Source organism: Undibacterium sp. Di27W (assembly GCF_049340345.1).
Taxonomy (GTDB): Bacteria; Pseudomonadota; Gammaproteobacteria; order Burkholderiales; family Burkholderiaceae_D; genus Undibacterium.
Window position 1 is genome coordinate 19,785 of sequence record NZ_JBMPOS010000025.1, and the last position, 19,615, is coordinate 39,399.

Sequence of the window (19,615 nt, forward strand, 5' to 3'; positions counted from 1 at the left end):
TGGCCCTCAGTTCTTACGCAAATACTCAATAGCTTCAGATAACGTAGTAAATACGTTATCTGAACATTGACGAACCATCTCGAAATACCGGCTCACCGACGGATCCTTGATTTCATCGACAAACAGTACTGCTTTACCTAGCGCATGGGCAAAACCGATCTCCAACGCAAGCGAATACCCACCTGGATTTGTCGACTCCATATAGCCAAAAACAATATCGCTCGCGCGGATAGCATCTAAGTCCCATCGGGTGTATTCCGCCGCATCTTGAATATTGTGCAGACTCGGATCGAGAAAATCATAGCTTGGTAACTGAGTCATGACCTTGTTCTGCCAGCCGGATTTGAATCCGCCAGCCAGATAAATCACTTTTCGATGATCACTCTGCGACATTGTTTTCTCGTTTCAATTTGAGCTCTGCTACTGCTATTGAAAATGGTGTTGCCATCGCTTTACCATAAAAATCCTCACCACGTTTGAAGAGCGCTACGGAGGCAAATAAAATAAGCACGCTTTGCACAACCCAGTTCAAAGCAATAACATGGTGAAACAGCAAGTTTTGATTCAAGGCCAGGCAACTCAAGAAATCTATCAACATAATCACCAAAGCTGTGCCCACACCATTACATAGCAATGAAATGAACGTAAATCTACGCCCTAACGACGCTCCCTCCGCGGACACAGAAAGCGCGACGCTGCGAAGATCTTTGTAATCCCACTCGGCATTAACTTTGGTAGCATCGACGCTTTGAAATTTATTAACCAGCTCAGCGAAGAGTCTATATGACTGACGCTCCATTGCCTCTACTTCATCGAACCCCTTCAGTATTCTACATGCCCGCAAAACTGGCTGAAACACAAGATCAAAAATCGCAATTAGGATGTGTCCGACAGCAAACATTAGCCCGATGACGGTTAACGTCAATGTGGCATTTTCCAAGGACTTGCTAGCCTCGGCAATCTTGGATGGTCCTAAATGCATAATGGACAAGCCAACTGCAAGCACGACTCCTGGAAGAATGCTGCCAATAAGGTCATTAAAGAATCGCGCAATCGACTCCATAGTGTCATCCATTTTCATTGCTACTCCTATGATAGACTTGATCTCTTGCGATGGCTTCGACAGCAAGCCCGATGTCTTCATCCGACATAAATGGTGCTTGCGCGAATACCAATCCTTGCTCTCCATTGAGCTTCGCCGCCAAATGCCCCTTGCCAAGCAATAGCTCTGCTCCTGATCGATCCAATGCAATCTTCGATGTTGCCTCGCTAGCGACCTTCAAAATCAGGCGATTCCCTAAATTCTCACGCAACTGCATAGGCATGACGTCTTTGTCTGGCCGCTGGGCCGCGAAGATAAGATGGATGCCTGCCGCTCGCGCCTTGACGCCTAGTCGCTGAACTGCAGCTCCGACCGCAGCCTTATAGGTGTCGTCAAGCATCCAATCAGCAAATTCATCATGCACGAGAAAAACCATTGGTAGCTTGTCCTCGGGCGCAGCTTTCGCATTGAACGTTGTTAGATCGCGCGCGCGGGCAGGAGCGAAGGTTCTGTATCGATTCTCCATTTCCTCAACTAATTCCTTGAGCACTTCGGTTGCTCGCTCCTTTGTTGTGACGATTGGCTCCCGCATGTGGGGCAAGTCTTCCAAAACTGCGTAGTCAACGCCCATCTTGGGGTCGATCAATACGATCTGCGCCAGATCCTTCGGATTCGTCGCGGCAATGTCGAGCATGATCGCCTGGATCAAGACCGATTTGCCGCTACCAGTAGCGCCTGCTACCAATGAATGAGGTTCATGCGTGGAAAGACCGCCAAACTCAGAACCCAAATTCAAATAAAGCAACGATCCATTGATCTCTTGAAGGCCTAAAACAAATGAAGTATTGATACCTGCCGCGTTACGGTTTGTAACCCGACGCGCCCACAAATCCCACAATGAAACAGACTTGCGCTTCTCCGCAGCGATAGTGACTACGATCGCGCCAGGCTTCGGTTGCACTGTCACAAGGTTAATCGCATGGGTTGTGAGAAGTTGTAATCGCTTGGCTTCGATATCTTCAACACGCAGTTTGTCGGAACCAGCCAGTCTGACCAAACATCCGTTCGGAGTCAGACGAGTGCCCAGCACTACAGCTTGCATTCCGTAGCTATTCAAAGCAGTTTTAAGTTTGCGGGTCGATTCTTCGGCCCATACGTCCCTTTCGTCGACCGCGCTTGATTGTGCAGCCGCCTTCGCAGCCACCAATCTACCCAAATGCGTGTCATCTCTCACAACTGCAGAGTCAGAAGTCTGCTCACCTAACGATGCCTTCTTTGGGGAGTTAATTACTTCCGCAGCCACCAAATTGGAAATTTGCGGTTCAGAAGAACCAGAAAAAACTGCCGTGCCTTCCTCCAATACTGGATCATCAATACTCTCACCGCTCGACGCGAGCCGCTCCATCGTGGATGTCCATGCGACCCGAGCTGCCGGGGGGCGCGTCACAGCGACAGCCCAAGGCTCCTCTGGCCCCAGCTTCGAGCGGATCGAGGCCGGATTCACCTTAGCAGCATATGCCTCCACCAGCGATCGTAGCTCCGACCGATCGAATACCTCTTGCCAAGCCTGTATTCCTTCAGTTGCATCTATCAATATCTGTTCGGACGCAGAATGGCCAGCGCCTGAATCAGCGGTGTGAACAAATACATGCGAGTAGCCTTTTAAAGAAATCTCCGCTGCGCCATCCCTCAGACTAGATCGTGCTCGCTCTAGCAGACCAGAACATCCCGACGGAATATCCGCATCAATCAGCATATCAGCCAAGCGCGAGAGCCACACATCCCGATCCAGCCGTCCTGGATCACCGAACAGCGCCGCGCGGAAGGTCGACAAAGTCGCTATTAGCTGCGCTTTGGACGACCTACGGGCTTCCGCGATGCCGTCGGCACCTACATACTTGCATTCCACTACAGCCACATGCAGATGTGGACCGTCGTCACGTTCCTCAACGCAAAGACCGAGAATGTCAGCGATGCGGCTCTCTTTTTGGGCGAGCCAATCAGCGTAGTCGTCCAACAGGAAAAAGACACTAAACGATTGGCGGGATTTGCTGGCGATGCCTTTGAATTCATGTTCAAGCATATAACGACTCAGCACCAAACCAACCATCTCACCAGCTGACACACCACGCTTGGCAGCCCGCAGCACAATGTCGCCAGACACTGACAGAGCATCCCTTTTCATCCTGGACGCCACAACATCGTATACCTGCGGACTGAATGGTAACCCAAGTTCTGCGAGCCTGCGACGCGCAAGCACACCTAGTAACCGCAGCTCAGAGGTAGAACTCACGATCATGTTTCGACCATTGGTTGATGATCTTCGATAGCGCACCACAGTCACGCCATTTGCCTGCAGTTGTCGCTTATCAAGCAGCTCATCATAAGTCGCCACCCATTCGGCCAAAGCATGGGCATCGCTCATCGTCCCACTCAGAGCTTCATTTTGAAGCGAAATACGGCGTGCGGGCAGGAACGATGCACCGGGGGGGGAATCCGTCTGACGTACCACTGATGCCACTGCTGAGACATATGCCCACCCTGAGGCGGTCTGCCTTGGGCAGGTTAAGAATGTCGTCGATTTGAGTTCATTCTCGCCAGAAACGCTGCGGTATGACCATCTAGACGGGGCGTGCTCCAAGCTCGGACGCTCGTTTGTCCAATCCACTGGAATCCATTCGACGCCAGCAGTGCGCGACACCACATCATGAAGGAATGCCACGTCAAAGGCTCGGAAGCCATCATCTGCCGAAATCGGGGTCGCCGATGATGGCGAAACCGAAATTCGCAATTTGGAGATAAAGTTCTCAGAGGTCTCGCTAACGACCGGTAAATCTGGGTCGTCGCCGGATTTGGTCACAAGCTCCGCATACACACGCCTGAGCTTTCCTGGATCTCGATGCCGAACCGAAATGCTGCATTGAAACCCGGTCTCGGCCTGCATGTTCGATAACTCCCGCACCACTGCCAATGGAAGCTCTGCAGCATCGGTATTGTAGAGAAGAACGCTCAGGTTGCTCGCCTCGTGAGGCTGTAACCCAATATAACGCTGAAGCAGCTCGCGTACCTGCTTGGCTGCAGCCGACGGGTCGACGTCGGTCATGGACTCGTCACCATCGCGAACCGGCTGCTCAAATAGGCTGTATCCGTTTACAGTGCTGCACTCGGAAACGAGCAGCGGAGCGCCGCCGCGATGGGTCACTGCGATCTCTGGATAGAATGGATGAGCAAGTTCCTCAGCGAATTCCCGGAAGAATATGCCCCGATCGCCGAAAAGGACATTGTTATTTCCGAGTATGTGAGTTACCAAACCTGCGACGCGGCGAGTCTTAACCGCCAATGCCTTCATCCGTTCGGGATGCCAAGGCGGAATGATCAGGCACGGCTGCTCGCCGAGTACCTTTACGGTGCCGATTGATAGCACTTCGGCGACCAGCTTGGACCGACAGACGTCTCCACGCGCATGAACGGCGAGTGCGCGCAGCAAGAAACCGAATGACTCGGCTTGCCTGAGCACGGCTTCGCCGTGCAATCCAACATCGATGAAGTCGTCAAGCGCTTTAACGTAGTCATCCTCAAACAGATCCCATGCAGCCCTAAGCTCAGTCTTCTGCTCGGTACTGATCCGGTCCTCGGCGGCGAGCTCGCTAATTCGCTGCTTGATGTGCTGTCGCAAACTGCCCAGCTTGGCCACTTGCGGAACAAGGGAGCCAGCATCGCGAGAATAGGTCGCCTCGAGCGTTGATGTGTCAAGCAGAGAGACACTTTGAACACCACCCTTCTTGCTAACCACGCGTCGAGGAACTTCCGACCGACCAACTGAGCCCTTCTCTTTGAGACGGAGCATGTCATCAACCATGGAAAGTCCAATAGAATCAGGGCGGTAGGACCAAACTAGCTGTGTCTTGTCTAATATCTTTTCACGCTCACCAGGGCATTCAATCAAGGCGACTTCGAACTTGATTTGGATCGCAGATTTGGAGAGCGAAGTACAAGGTTTGATCTTTCCCAGTATTTCCAATTCACGCGCGAAGTAAGCCGGATACTGGAACAAGGGATCGGGTAAATTGGCGCTCCCCATTCTCGCGACCTTCCACTCTACCTTTGATCCCATAAGTTCCTCGATCCCGCGATACATCGACGAGAAATAGGCTCCGACATCATGATTGAATCGCTCGCGCCATTCTTTGCGGCCCTTAGTTACAGTGAATCGGAGAATGCGTTCTTTCTTGCTGTCACCAGCACCGGACACCAGTCGGTACGCGGCGTCAGTGAACCCATCCAGGAAGTCGTGGCATTCAATGGCCTTACCAAAGATCGCCTTCTCCCATCGACTGTGCAGAACCTTGTCTTGCTCCAAATAGCGGCGGTGAAGTTCGAAAAATGCTTCGTCTTCATCCTCTGTCCAGTCTGGCCGCCGTTCACGCGCGCGCAACTCGTCCAAGTGCTTGCGCCAGTGCCGGTCGAGTACGTCGTCGTCGGAACATTGATTATCAAAAAAATGCAAGGTCGCGTCGGCAAGGCCGCGCTGTTGGACCCTAGGCTTATCGAATATAAAGTGGACTCCGTCTCGCTCCCATTCGAGCATCGCGACCGCCTCAGATGTTTGTTCGTCAGCGCCGAAGGGTGCATTGATGAATGACTCCAAGACCACGCGGACACTATCATCAATCGCACTTGCGTTCTCTGCGAGCCTCAGAAGCATTTCCTCAGGATCCAATGGCTGTCCATTCGCCCTCATTCTCATCAAAAGTGGAGCACGATTGACGATTAGTTTTTCAAATGCCTTCTTCCAAGGGCCGATGGCTTGGCTAAAGGTCTTCGCGTTGGAAAAGAATGATGTATCGCGAGGAAGTCCCACACAGGGCAACGCCCAGCCCAAAGCATCCCTGATAGCCAAACCTTGGACTATCGAGCCCTCGCTCACCATTGAGCAGAAATCAGCGAGTTGGTCCAGGGACAGTTCTGACGTAGAGATCAACCCCTTGAGAGCTGCCCTGAACACGCCACGATCTTCAGGAGTTGGCGTTATCGCGGCAGCGTGGCATGTCGCCGCCACCCACGCACCTTCATTGGCTCGAAATTCTTTGGCACCCAGCGCTGTAACATGGCCCAGTGTATCCGCGAGATTGTGCTCGTTCCCGTTGGCAGTCAACAGGGCTTCCTTATCAGTTCCCGCATTGCGAACTGCCCCAGCGTTCATGTCTGTCAGCGCTTCTGAAGGCAAACCCTGACCTTCAACTAAGGATGCTGGTATGCGAAGATCTACCTGGGCCAGCAGTGTTGGGTTAGCCAGTATTTCGCGTACGATCGAAGCGATTTGCGCCGAAGACAACTTGTCGAGTCTAAAAAGTGCCGCTGTGTCTGAGAGACGTCCGTCGGCTTGCCTCGAATCGGCCAGCCGTTCTGCAAGAATGTCGGCGCCAACGCGTCCAATGATGCGATCGGCCAGCATTATTCTTCTCCTTTGTAACCAAATGGATTTTCAACGAATGAGCACGAGTCGGATAGACGGCGGACTAATCCGAGACCAACAAGACGCGTTTCAAGATTCTTGCAGTTGTCGCTGAGTGCCTCTTGGTCTACTCTCTTTTCCATCACAAGTCGAGCTCCCTCCACGTCGCCAATTACGATACCGTATCGCTTCTTGACCTCACTGAGAAATTCGTCAAACTGCATACGGCTGTCAACTATGGTAATCACCAAAGTCTTGAGTAAGCGGTCAGTGGGGGCGTAGCGATTCCTGCGTGCAAGACGCCGGGAGCTCAACCCAATTGCCTTGGACCATGTTGCATGAATCTTACCTACATGTTGCTCATGGCGCGATTCGGCCTTCTCTATAAGTTTGGATACGAGTTCATCACCAGGCAGATTTACATATTCCTCATCGTCCTTGTCGTCTGTTGGCCATTGGAACATTTCGCGCATCAAGTCTAAGCACCCACCTTGCGGATTGCTCGATTGCATCGCGATTTCCCAACGCGGGTCGCGCTTCACGCTCTCCACCTCGGCTCGGATTGCCCTAACGGACAAGGCTTGGTTTGCTTGGTATGAATCTCCCGAAAGCGCTCTAACCTTGGTTCGTTGCGCGATGATTTCGCATACAATTTCTACCGGCTCGGCATCGCCAGAAACCGTCTTTGCGCACTCAAGGAAATACAATAGCAAATTCAGTCCTGCATTGATGATCATGTGCTCCAAAGCATCATAGACTGGCATGTCGCGCGATAGAATCGCCAGCCAATCATCGCACATTCTGTCGAATCTCGGATGACTGTCATATGGGAGTGGACCCACTTCACGGGCGCTCTCCACCAATTGAGCTTCGCCCTGCATCGCCTTCGCGAGCCGATTCATCGTCTTGCTCGAATCAAAAAGCCGTTCAACAAGCTTGTTACCGAGCTCTGGACCGCTCTTTGCTCTGGAAAGCATTAAGTAAAGCAGTTCGCCAGTGCGAGCGAAGAACCGTCGGTCATTGGAAGCTCCCCCCTTCGCGTCGATACGTAGATCCTCATACAAGGCGTCCGGTCCGAAGGGAAATACGAATTTGGAACTCCAGCGTTTATTGCTTCGAGCCTCGAACGCGGAAGAACGCAGGAGCTCAATGGCTTTGGCGAAATCGTCAAAGCTCGAGAAAACCCCGCGCAGGTAACCCATGTCCTCATCACCAAGCTTGGTAGAATTTTCCGCGAAACGATCCATCCATTCTCGCCATTTCTCTTCATCGGAAATTGCCCGCTCGCGTATCGATTCGACGAAGGGATTATTGAACAGCAGACCCCGAAGGCGAATCTGTCGCTGAGGCCTATAACGAACCTGTTCCGGAAGTCCAGCCAATGGTGCGTTTGTGTTTGAGCCAAGTACTCCCAAGAATTCTAGCACCGTCAAATGCGGCAGTTGCTCATCGTAGAGGCGATGACCCCAAATGTGCTCGTCGACTGCGAAGTCGACATTATTTATTTTTTTCCTCACACAGAAATCCTCACTGTAACTGGCCGGGAGAATCCAAGGCCATGCTGCTCTATTTCAATGAACCGTAGTTTGATCGAGTTATCTTCAACGCCTTCCTCCTCGTCTTCGCCTTCGGGCCGAGAGTCTCGAAGCATCTCCTCCTTCCGAAGCAATTTCGCCTTGAACGCAAGCATGTCCTCTAAGCATTCATTAGAGAAGCTTCCAGGCAAGGCCCCCATGGCCACGCGACAGAGAAATTCGAACCGGATTGGAGACAGCGGAAACGATACGGAATTCCCAGCTCCGGGAGCCAACGCAATGTCCAGGCATGCTCGATCAGTCTGCTTGTCGAGCTTCATCATCATTCCAATGCCGCGATCTCGCTTGGCTGGGGCTTCGGTGTCACACAGCACGCTCACACGCGATTGAGTAAAACCTCCGGAGCTCGCGACGAAAATATTGTCTGTATTCTCAATTAACAGACCGGTCATCACGCGATTAAGTCCACGAACCAATTTCGATCGAACGCTGTCGCTAATAGCCCTACGCTCGGTCAGTGCTTTGATGGTCTCTAAGTAATCTCCGCCAAACCTGAACGCGGTCATTTCCCAAAAAGGGTAGGCCTCCTCACGATCGGGCAGCGTGAAGAACAGTCTGCGTCTCTGCGATTCCAATCTCGCCATGAATTCGTCGGTTTCGCTCTCCAATCTAGCAGATTCCTCACCTTCCAAATAACGCTCCAAGGCGGAGAGATAACCCGGGGTCGCACCATATATGGAATCGCTAGCGACAAGACGTGCAAATGAATCTGCAAGCTTGAAATCATCGTGGCCATAGACAAGCAGGCCATCCGCCCCGCTTGATGACTCTGCACCAATGCCGAACGACGCCAAAGCCTTGAAAACCGGCCGCTCCATTGCCCTGCGCGGAGGTAAATTCGCACCGAAAACATTCCCATAGAGAGACGCCAACTCGTTCGCCCCCTCCGCCTGTATCCTTGCTACATCCGAGCAAGCCATCAAACCTTCCTTGGCCATTGGATGTCCGAGGATCATGTTTGAGGCCAAGGCAAGCAAATCGCGAACTGGCAAATGCCACCCGTTAAGACGTGCGATATCCACCAAGTCGCCCAATCGGCGAACGAACGCCGCCTCTCCATTTCCGCCAAGCAACCTGCGTCGATTTTCCGAAATGGGGCAGACGCGACCGTTCGCCTGGAGCGCGCAAGAAGCACAGTTACCCCACTCCTTGTGCTCCGACACAGCCCGCACTACATCAACCAAAGAATCCCGATGGGCGATTCGGCTCAAATCGAACAGCGCTAGCCTATCAGGCGGCTCACCCGCTAGCAAAAATGCGTCTTGGAGCGGCTTCTTCAACGGATGTTCTCGTCCTTGACGTACTCCTAGATCGCGCAGACGCTCAAGCATTTGACCATGATTCGCAGCAATCACCATGAATTTCGAATCATCACCATCCAACGTGGACCGTTCGAACATCATCAAGACTTCGTCACTCTGCTCGTCGCGCAATTCGCTAAGATCCTTGACGAATACCGCAACTCGTCCGTCGGTCAATGTCAATTCCTTGACCAAACTCGAGTCTGCCCACGCCTTGGAGGATCCGCCCAACGCATTCCACAAACCTCTACAGTGGTAAGTTTTACCATCGCCAGCAGTACCAGCAATTAACAGGGACCCGGGGGCACCCGACTTTACACGCGCAATAATTTTGTCAAGCTGAGGGCTAATCAACGTAATTGGGTCGACCTTCGTTCGATTAAGTGCACCCGTAATGTATTCGTCGAACAAGTTTAAATTGTTCGGCGTTGGGCCGTAGGAACGTAGAAAACGAACCCAAGTGCTTGATGGCGGTACACCCACCTCATTGGCAACCGTGTTTTGCTCTGTCAATTGACCACCCCTTTATAGTTTTTGTATGTGTCGTCACGAATCGCTCGACTAGAATGTTGCTTCTGCTCGCGAACCGCCCAAACAGTTCAACACCAAACGCAAACGCCAGGCTATTGAATCCATGTGCTCATACACAATAGAATTTTCATAGTAGCTCCAGTTAATAATGTTGCATTATAAGCTCTCACTATTGCGAAGCACTATGGATTTTTCGTGATGGAAATCACCTCCATGACGGACTGATGCCACCTACCATTTTTAACTTATTTCTTTTACAGTCGATCTGCGTGCGTGAGTACACGTTGAAACATTATCCACACGATTTTGAAGAGAAATTGGCAATGTATTCATCGCAAAAAGGCCAATCTGCAAGCCAAGCATGCAGCGACTGAAGCGCACCATGAGATTTAGGGGCAAGATCACAGCTCCCTTGTAGTCGATCCTTGTGGCAACGTCATTGAGTTTGCAAAGTTATCTCTTCCACACATCAAAAAGAAGAATACCGATGTCTAACTGGAAAAACATTATGTACTTCTTTAAGAGGACCAAACATCTTCAAATCGCAATATCATTGGCTACCCCCTTCCTGCCCATCGCCAACACATATCCCATCAAAAAAATACTCAAGCAAGTAGAGATCAAACTTATCAAGTCCGCTCACTATTGATTTAGTCTTGCCCAAACCAATATCCCTCAACAATTCAATCGCCTTATGAAGCGTCAACCCTTGGTCTTCAAAATTGATTATTTGAGCTTTGTGAAGGCGGCGACTTAACATTCGCGGCAATCCATATTCCTCAAGTTGAAACACGATAGGCGGTAGGAATGCAAATGAAAGCCGAGTCACGAAAGAGGATACATCATACTTCTTGTCCTTTAGGATCGCGCCCTGCAGGACATTAACGTCAGAGAGTAGCGCAGCAAATTTAAACACGACGTTACGCTCCAATTTAAAAAATTGATCAATGCCTATGTCTATGCTGTCAAGTGCACGAAGGAGTTCAGGTATCGTTAGGCTCCAATTCTTGGATAACACCTTAATAAATTCAACGAAGCGTCCATATTCGATGTCCCATGCTCCAGGCTGTAAATTAATAACCTTATATAGCAAACGGTCCCAATCGTCAGGGTCAGGTGAATTTAAAAAACCGAGTCCATTCCATCCATTGGGATTTGATCTAATATCAGCAGCGACTCGCTTTAGCAGGAATGAATCGCTGGACTGAAATGCATTTTCCTGCAACATGGACGCGAAACTTGCTTGACCGACTAAAGCCCCCATCTCCGTTTTGTAGTCTGTGATTGTCTTGATCTGTTCGCTTGTCAGTTCTTTTTTATATTTTTCCTCATCAATGGTACGCAGGAGGTCATCTGGCATCTCAAGTTCTAATGTAGTTTGCTCATCTGCAGGAGGGCTTTCAAGTATATAAATTTTGCCGACGAAGTGGCGGAACATACGGCCTCCACGGCCAATGATGTTCTTATAAGTAAAGTCGTTGAGATTGGACTTGCCATTCTTGTTTCGCCAAATAATCACATTTTCTGCGCAGGTATTTACTCCTTCAACAATCGATGAAGTTGATATGATGTTCATCAAGCCGTCAGGCTCTTCAAACAAGCGAACCTGTATTTGACTCAGTGAGCGATGCAATTGTCCGTTATGTATCCCCGTTCCGCGCTTTACCAGGCTAGTCAAATGCCAGTTCTTATCATAGTTTTTTGAAAGCCATGATTCGAATGCAGACAGTAACTTGCTCTTGACTGGTAAGGTGTTGTCGATCAACAGGTTGGCAACCTTGTCTATATTAGAGTATGTGCCTGCGTAAATGAGCGACTTTGCCTTGCTTCCTTTAATGATATCCAAGAGACACTGACTCTTCTTCACTTCGTCGTTTTTTATTTCCTTGAATAGCTCTTTTTTCTCAAGAAAAACAGTGTTAAATTCGAATTTCCTAAATTCCATTCCTCTCGTGAACGCGCTCTGATTCAGATTGGATATGTTCGGCGCCAGGAAATACCGTTGTTTCGCGAGATCACTCAGCTTTAGAATAGCCCGTAGTAACGACGACGAACGCTCCTTGTCGAACTTTGCACTTGCCTTATAGAATTCGTCAATTATCAGGATGTCGAGTTCAACAATTTTATTAACATAGCCAATTGCACGCTCCTGGGGAAATATGAAGATGTTCTTTTCCGCGAGTTCGACATCTGCCGTGGTTATGATTTTGTGCGAAGTTGAAAATTTCCTATGCAGTCGCCGTCTTGTTTCATCTGCCAAAGCAATTGTCGGTACGATGATCACGACATTTTTTGGTTTCCTTATGGCGATAAAAGAATCTATCACAAAGCTTTTTCCAAAACTTGTTGGCGCACTGATCGCTAGGTTCTGTCCATCAATCAGTGCACGCAACAAAGCTGACTGTTCTCGATGTAGTGTTGCAGGCTCTCCGGTTCCAATATTTACTTTGAAAGTCTCATAAACAAACCGGTCCTGCCAGGCTGACGACTCCACTTTCAAGTAGGGGTAAAGCCCAGTTTCTCGGATTAAGTGATTAATCAATGGTGAATATGCTGTCCGGCTAGTTTCACAATGATCAAGAATCTGTATTAGCTCATCACGAGCCAGTGCTTCTTTTCCGCTGGCGATAAGATCGTTAACCTTACTGCACTTGTCGAACAAGTCGTTTTCCATGTGTCATTGTTCCTTATAGTGCTCGACATTGGAGATAAACTTATCGACGATCACCTTTTTGTTAGGAACTGGGAGGAGAATTAAATGAAAGCTGATTTTTGGATATTTATGAATCGAATTCAGCTTTGAAATTTGACTCTTGAAATAGACATTAGCTCTATCCTTGTGAAACTCAATAATTGCATTCTTGTACGCATCGTCAAACGTGGAGGCCGAGCACGTAATCTGGCATTCATGGATCAGAAGTATCGGAACATGAATTTTTGTCGCTATGTCGTCAATAGAATTTCTGCTGCCAATGGCAGACTTGATTTTATCGCGTAGGGAAGTGTCCTGCACAAGTCTGTCAATATCCTGAACATTAGCAATGATTGTGTTCTCTTTCTTAAGCTTGTCCGTATCAAGTGCATTTCTAATAGAATCTATTACAGCTCCGAGACGGGCATCCTCAATGCTATTGTAAAACTTTGCTTCGCCGAACCAGAGAGAAAACTCATCCGTCCCTTCCAGAACGATATGTACGCTATCCGCTCCCTTAGCATTATCCTGCGGATTCTGTTTATAAAATATTTTCGGTACAACAGGTAATGCGCTGTAGTGATTTTTCATTACTCCATAAAGTACTATCTCGGCGAGTTCGCTTCCTTTGCCTATATCTTCTGTTTTGTCGGTCAGACGAAGATTTTTCGCTGCGGCAATAAGTTGACTTTGCGATCTGTTGACTAAACTCTCTCGCTCTCGTTGCGATAGCGCAGTTTCAGCAATGTTATCCCAAATAAAACTTTGAAAATTGGAAAATCTCCATTTTCCGTCCTCAAAACCATTGGCGATACTCAGCACATGCTTTCTATCAATGGGTGCTAAACCATCCGTTGTGTTTAGCGCTAAAAAAATGTCGTCGATAAGTATGTTGAATTGAAAGCTCATGCTGAGGTAAACATCCGGTCATTAGTCTGTGAAGCATGAAAATACCAAGCGATCAAACATGACTTCAGTTGCCTTGGCAATGTCAGTGATAAACACACCACATTGTTCTAGTACCAAGACAAATTTTCACATAGTTATAACGGTCGCCTGCGGTGCGTAGCCAATATTAAGTAATAAATTTACAATAATTCATTGCTTATGTCACTAAAAATGTTTGAGATTAATCAAGCACCATTCAAATAAATCTCAGATACATATCACCAAAATGGAATCAGGCAATCTTCTTTCCTAGTGCCCAGTCAACTTCTCACTTCTGATTAGACCTCCAAACCAAGGAATCTTCATGGACCACAATCTCTTCTTTTCGCTCGTCAACGCCATCCTCACGATTTTTGCAATGACCTTGTATTACCCATTGCTAAAAGCTTCAAACGCAGCTGATCTGCATGAGGCAATCAAATCCCGTCCAGCCCTGGTAAAAGCCGTCGCCCGTAAGAGAAACCGCAGCTATCTCCGAGTCTGCCTGTATTTTTTCATTTCCCTGATTACCTATATGTTCCTTGCCGTCCACGACAATGTGGACATGGATTTTGCAGTCTTCACCCTGCTTGTATTGTTTCTGGTGTCACTGTCCAGAGTCTGGATGCTGAGGATGATGCTAGGCAAACCCTGAGGTCGTTTTACCCTTCTTGCAGTTCGCTCAGAAAATTCTTTCGAGCATAGTTTCACCTCCTGGTACTTCCCTTCCTTTTCAACTCTTTAAAAGGCATCTCATGTCAGAAGTCAACACGTCCCGATTAAACGTTTCAGCATTCTCAGCCCCTGCCTGCCCCTGCTGCAACTCAACCCGCATCCATATTAAAAATTACGGCAAGAAGACTGGCGGCACAGTCGGTGCAGTCGCTGGTGTCGCCGCAGGTACAGCCAGTTTGATTGGTGGCGCTGAAGTCGGTGCTTCCATTGGTGCTGCCGGTGGCCCGCTCGGCATCGCCCTCGGCACACTGGCCGGTGCCCTCATTGGCGGTCTGGTCGGTGGTGCCACCGGTTGCTCTGTCGGTGTCAAACTGGGCCAGGTGGTGGATGACCGCATTCTGGACAATTACGAATGCCAGGATTGTGGTTATCACTTCAGTGCACAAACCCAGTGAAGCTGCCGTTTTTATCGCTGATCGGCTTTACTCATCGCACTACCCATTTCTTCATACCTTCATTTAATCCCCCTCGCGCATCGTCATCATTGAGCTGAATTGCTTCTGCTGCTCTGCTGCTCTTCCGTTCCGTCTCAACTACTGACTGCGTGCGTATCTCTATTCTCAATTTAGGAAATCTCATATGGCACACCTCATCGAAACCATGGCTTACGTCAATGAAGTCCCCTGGCATGGCCTGGGCAATCAACTCACTGCCAAGCAACCCATAGAAGTCTGGGCCAAACAAACTGGTATGGCATTTGACATCAAGGAATCCCCTGTTCGCTTTATGACGGAAAGCGCCGGTAGTCTGGGTGCAATCATGACTTTCCCGGAACAAAAAGTACTCTACCGATCTGATACAAAAGCTGCCTTGTCAGTCGTATCCAACCGCTATCAGGTAGTGCAACCACGCGAAATCCTGGAGTTTTACCGTGACTTGACGGAAGTATCGGGCTTCGAGCTGGAAACTGCCGGTGTCCTCAAAGAAGGCCGCAAGGTCTGGGCACTGGCCAAAACCAATCAGTCAGCCACCATCAAGGGCAATGATGTGGTCAAGGCCTATCTGTTACTGGCTACTGCCTGTGATGGCAGTCTGGCGACGACTGCACAGTTCACAAGTATCCGGGTGGTTTGCAATAACACCCTGGCGGTTGCATTGAATAATAGTAGTGGCGCTGTCAAGGTGCCACATAACACGAACTTTGATGCGCAAGCCGTCAAGCGTCAACTGGGTATTTCTGTTGCTTCCTGGGATGCCTTCATGTACCGCATGAAGACACTGTCTGAGCGTAAGGTCAAATCGCATGAAGCGATGAACTACTTCCTGCGCGTGTTTACTGATCCTGGCAATACTGCCTCGGGCCTGACCAATGAACGTGCCATGAAGAAAGTGCAGGAGCTTTACGACGGTCAGGGCAAAGGTGCTGAACTCAGTTCTTCCAAGGGCACTGCATTTGGTTTACTGAATTCTGTCACTGAATATGTTGATCATCAGAAGAGAGCACGCACCACTGACCACAGGTTGGAATCGGCCTGGTTTGGTCAGGGGGCGTCTCTGAAGCAGAAGGCGCTGGATCAGGCTTTGCTGATGGTGGCTTAAGCAGCTTTGCTGTCAGCAGCAGTGCAGGTCATCAGGCCTGCCCACAACAACAAGTGCCTTTGGCCATTACGGGCACAATAAACTGGTAATGTCCACTCCCCTGCCCGGTCGCTTTTGTTGACCGGGCTTTTTGCTTTTTTATACCTATAGATTCTTTTCAACCTGGAGACTTTCATGTCTGCCGCACATATCAATGTTCTACCCAAACAGAACCGAGCAGCCTTGAAGCTGGTCAAGACCAAGGAACTCAGCCGGGATGACTGGCTGACTGTCAGGAAGCATGGCATAGGCAGCAGTGATGCCGGTACTGCCGTCGGCCTGAATCCCTACCAGTCGCCACTGGAATTGTGGATGATCAAGACTGGCCGGGATACGGATTTGCCTAAAATCGATCCCAATGATGAAACCAGCCCTACCTACTGGGGTAGCCTGCTGGAGCCCATCGTTGCAGCCCACTATACCCGCCGCACCGGTAACCGAGTGCGCAAGATTAACGCTGTGCTCCAGCATCCTGACTCGGACAAGTCCTGGATGCTGGCGAATATAGACCGGGAAGTGACTGGCGCACCAGATGTGCAAATCCTGGAATGCAAGACTGCCGGTGAATTTGGTGTGCGCTTGTGGCGCGATGGTGTACCTGAATACATCGTCTGCCAGGTACAGCATCAGCTTGCTGTCACTGGCAAGGCTGCTGCGGATGTCTGCGTATTGGTCTGTGGTCAGGAAATAAGGATTTACCGTATTACCCGTGATGATGAGCTGATTGCCCGTCTCATAGAACTGGAAAGGCAGTTCTGGCATTACGTGGAAACGGATACGCCACCACCTGCAGATGGCTCGGAATCAGCAGATATGGCTTTGCGCTGTCTGTATCCGCAGGATGCCGGGAATCATCTGGATCTGACTGTGGATACACACATGTCAGCGATTTTTGCTGACCTGGTGAATCTGCGGGCGGATATCGATAGCCGGGAAGAACTGGCCGCTTTGCTGGCGCAGCAGATACAGCAACGCCTGGGGCAAGCGAGCACGGCCATTTTTGATAGTGGCCGGGTCAGCTGGAAACGGGCCAAGGACAGCTTGCGTCTGGACGTCGAGAAGCTATTGCAAGATCAGCCGGATTTGCTGGAGCGTTATCCTCTGGTCAGGGCGGGCAGTCGGCGGTTTTTACTGACACCAAAACCAGTCGGTAGAGAAGCTTGAATTGTTTTTTCACACTGTGTTGAGCGGCATAGTACGACGCCTCTCTGTACTTTACTGCGGAGATGCTCACTCAAGCCTATGCATCACTCTTTCCAGGCATTTCTACAAAACATTTCCACAACCCATACAAGCAGCCTGTTTCTGTCTTTGGCAGGACGGGCTTTCTTTTTTATTTTGAGGATCATGATGATTAAAGGTTTAGCCATCACACCACCCATTCTGGGGCGAATTTCTATAGGCAGCGTCGTTGAGAGGAACGGCAAGCGCCTGCCAGTAAAGGAAGATTTCTTCACTATCACTTCACAGGTACAAGGGCGCAATGGCTGGGTAAATCATCCATTGGATGAGGAGTTGCGCAAGAAAGCTGGAGTGGACAAGCTTCGCTCAATACCCGTGAGAGTTCTGTTCAATGAGCCTGACTTGAACTTGCGAGCGGAATATAACATGTTTGACCGGCAGACGGGGCGGCCTCTGTGTGTCGGGAACGGGGAGACTTGCCGGCGCTTTACTGCTTCAGGGATGCAGAACCTGCCCTGCCCTTCACCGGATGGCTGCGAGCTGGCGAAGAATGGGGCTTGCAAACCCTACGGGCGTCTGAATGTGCAGATCGGGGATGAGGACGAACTGGGTAGTTTTATTTTCAGGACCACGGGGTTTAACAGTATCCGTACCCTGGCAGCAAGGCTCAGTTATTACCAGGCAGTGTCAGGCAACCTGCTGGCCTGTCTGCCTCTAGAACTGCGGCTCAGGGGTAAGAGCACCAACATGAGTCATAGGTCGGCGATTTATTACGTCGATTTAACGGTGCGGGAAGGGTTGACGCTGGAGGCTGCCATTGCTGCTGCCAGAGAAATGGATCACCGACGTAAAGAATGTGGGTTTGATCAGGCCGCGCTCGACAGGGCTGCGCTACAGGGATTTGCCAATGGGGCTTTTGAGGAAAGTGCAGAGGAAACTCTGGAAACGCTGGAGGAATTTTATCCTGAGTCTAGGGATTCATATCCCGCAACAGCGTATGACAGCAACGCTTCAGACAAGACGCTTCCTGCGCTCGTGAAACCCGTGATTAGCTTGAAAGAAAAACTAGATAAGAAAATCTCCAACGCAAACTTAGCGGTAATGTCGCCCGGCTCACAGAAGCCATGTAATGGAAAACAATAACGACAAAAATTCGGCCTTTCGATAAAGATGCAGTTTTTATCTTTACCTATTACTCTGGACGTAACATATCCCACACTTCTAAACCAACTGCTTCAGCCAATTTTTCCATATTGTCGATGGAAATATTGCGTTCACCTCTTTCGACTTGACCAATATAAGTTCGATGAAGTCCGGCTTTTTCAGCCAAAACCTCTTGCGATAAAGTCAATATTTCGCGTGCATGACGAAGTCTCACACCAAAACGAATCTTGGCGGGTTCTCTGGCTAGCAACTTTTTGTCTTTGGTTTTCACAAGCCAAAGGTTGCTTTTTAGATGACTTTAAGTCTACAGAGTTTAAGTAGCACATGATATTATTTCAATCCAGATTACCAATACCTTTTGATCTACTGAATGGACATCCCTTATGAACTCAAAATTCAATTTAGTCGTTGCAATCTGCTCTGCGATCTTCTTTCTATCCGGGTGCGCACCCAAAATAGACGGCAAAAATGGCGACACGTTTATGAACTCGCTGAAGGATATGCATTCAAAACTATCACCAGAAGAAAGTCGTCAGTTGAGTTGGGACGTTGCCAATATCTCTACCTATGCAATGACTCACAATGATTCCTCCTTTAAGGAAGTTGACGGCAAAACTGCCAAAGAGCTTCACGCAAGAGCTGAAGAAATTCGACGCGAGTCAGCGCAAATAGAGGCTCAAAGAAAAGCCGAACAGCTAGCTGCGACGAAAATCGGTGAGCAAGCTGCAGCCAAAGAAAAGGCGATTGTTGACGCATTTTCCGGGGTAATCACAAATGCAACCATGATGCGAAGAAGAGCAGAAAATGTTTCATGGCCTATTGATGAGATAGCAGTGGCAATTGACGTTAAAAACGGTACTCAATTCCCTGTAGCACGTTTTCACTACACCCTTTCCATCATCTACGGGGAAGGATCGAAGGCAACACCGGATCCTTCAACATACACATTCGACACACCACTATTGCGCGGTGAATCAAAGCATATAGTCATCAAAAATAAGCCACGAGGCAACATCGATGACACTAAAGATATTTTCCTTTCATACAGGATAGTAGATTTCCTGTCACGAGATTTGCGCAGCTTAACGGATGCCCAAGAAAAGAACTTTTCGGCAGAACTACAAATAACGGCCATTGAAACGAGCGCTGGTGAGTATCTCACTATCAACAAACCTTATTGAAAATACCGCTTCACGACACATCTCAACGAATTCATTTCCGCGCCTATTAAATTCGAGCACATATCACTCAAATGGAATCAGAAGTTCTATCTATCTGACGCATTAGTGTGCGTTTGCTAGCTGAATTGACCCTGTCAGTTTGATCCACCTTCCACTTCCTGGCGAAGGCGGCCACCCGGTCATACGACCCTTCAAATCCCAGTTCTTTCAGATCCAGATGAAGTTGTTTCAA

Annotated in this window: 14 protein-coding genes; 6 read left to right on the forward strand and 8 right to left on the reverse strand. The window is 49.3% G+C overall.

Annotated elements, in window-relative coordinates:
* Positions 1-6 precede the first annotated feature (6 nt).
* The 7 genes from ACO0LF_RS29490 to ACO0LF_RS29520 form a co-directional block, all read right to left on the reverse strand.
* Positions 7-393, reverse strand: coding sequence for a nucleoside 2-deoxyribosyltransferase domain-containing protein (locus tag ACO0LF_RS29490; protein ID WP_423020674.1), 387 nt, complete (start codon positions 391-393; stop codon positions 7-9).
* A complete protein-coding gene (locus tag ACO0LF_RS29495) occupies positions 380-1,081 on the reverse strand; it encodes a hypothetical protein (RefSeq protein ID WP_423020676.1) in 702 nt (233 codons plus the stop codon). Before ACO0LF_RS29495 ends, ACO0LF_RS29490 begins: the two co-directional genes overlap by 14 nt.
* Entirely contained in the window at positions 1,068-6,497 is a 5,430-nt protein-coding gene (locus ACO0LF_RS29500; RefSeq protein ID WP_423020678.1) for an FtsK/SpoIIIE domain-containing protein, read from the reverse strand. The genes ACO0LF_RS29495 and ACO0LF_RS29500 overlap by 14 nt, the downstream gene beginning before the upstream one ends.
* Complete coding sequence (locus ACO0LF_RS29505) at positions 6,497-8,014, reverse strand: hypothetical protein (protein ID WP_423020680.1); 1,518 nt, start codon at positions 8,012-8,014, stop codon at positions 6,497-6,499. Before ACO0LF_RS29505 ends, ACO0LF_RS29500 begins: the two co-directional genes overlap by 1 nt.
* Positions 8,011-9,906 (reverse strand): hypothetical protein, encoded by a 1,896-nt coding sequence (locus ACO0LF_RS29510; RefSeq protein ID WP_423020682.1) that lies wholly within the window; start codon positions 9,904-9,906, stop codon positions 8,011-8,013. The genes ACO0LF_RS29505 and ACO0LF_RS29510 overlap by 4 nt, the downstream gene beginning before the upstream one ends.
* Positions 9,907-10,474: 568 nt before the next feature.
* Positions 10,475-12,598: a DEAD/DEAH box helicase gene (locus tag ACO0LF_RS29515; RefSeq protein WP_423020684.1), complete on the reverse strand. Its 2,124-nt coding sequence runs from the start codon at positions 12,596-12,598 to the stop codon at positions 10,475-10,477.
* A gap of 3 nt (positions 12,599-12,601) precedes the next feature.
* A complete protein-coding gene (locus tag ACO0LF_RS29520) occupies positions 12,602-13,525 on the reverse strand; it encodes a HamA C-terminal domain-containing protein (protein ID WP_423020686.1) in 924 nt (307 codons plus the stop codon).
* Between the two features lie 343 nt (positions 13,526-13,868).
* Here ACO0LF_RS29520 and ACO0LF_RS29525 point away from each other — a divergent pair, with 343 nt between their 5' ends.
* The 5 genes from ACO0LF_RS29525 to ACO0LF_RS29545 all read left to right on the forward strand — a co-directional run bounded on the left by ACO0LF_RS29525 (position 13,869) and on the right by ACO0LF_RS29545 (position 18,181).
* Positions 13,869-14,198, forward strand: a complete 330-nt coding sequence (locus tag ACO0LF_RS29525) for a hypothetical protein (protein ID WP_423020688.1) — start codon at positions 13,869-13,871, stop codon at positions 14,196-14,198.
* 100 nt (positions 14,199-14,298) lie between these two features.
* A complete protein-coding gene (locus ACO0LF_RS29530) occupies positions 14,299-14,673 on the forward strand; it encodes a hypothetical protein (RefSeq protein WP_423020690.1) in 375 nt (124 codons plus the stop codon).
* Positions 14,674-14,857: 184 nt separating this feature from the next.
* Positions 14,858-15,817 (forward strand): DUF932 domain-containing protein, encoded by a 960-nt coding sequence (locus ACO0LF_RS29535; RefSeq protein WP_423020692.1) that lies wholly within the window; start codon positions 14,858-14,860, stop codon positions 15,815-15,817.
* A gap of 174 nt (positions 15,818-15,991) precedes the next feature.
* Complete coding sequence (locus ACO0LF_RS29540) at positions 15,992-17,020, forward strand: YqaJ viral recombinase family protein (protein ID WP_423020694.1); 1,029 nt, start codon at positions 15,992-15,994, stop codon at positions 17,018-17,020.
* A 186-nt stretch (positions 17,021-17,206) separates the two neighbouring features.
* A complete protein-coding gene (locus tag ACO0LF_RS29545; protein ID WP_423020700.1) occupies positions 17,207-18,181 on the forward strand; it encodes a hydrolase or metal-binding protein in 975 nt (324 codons plus the stop codon).
* A gap of 49 nt (positions 18,182-18,230) precedes the next feature.
* On the opposite strand, the gene ACO0LF_RS29550 is transcribed toward ACO0LF_RS29545, so the two are convergent.
* Positions 18,231-18,473: a helix-turn-helix domain-containing protein gene (locus ACO0LF_RS29550; RefSeq protein ID WP_423020696.1), complete on the reverse strand. Its 243-nt coding sequence runs from the start codon at positions 18,471-18,473 to the stop codon at positions 18,231-18,233.
* 112 nt (positions 18,474-18,585) lie between these two features.
* Between ACO0LF_RS29550 and ACO0LF_RS29555 the strand changes: the two genes are divergently transcribed.
* Entirely contained in the window at positions 18,586-19,383 is a 798-nt protein-coding gene (locus tag ACO0LF_RS29555; protein WP_423020698.1) for a hypothetical protein, read from the forward strand.
* Positions 19,384-19,615: the final 232 nt, after the last annotated feature.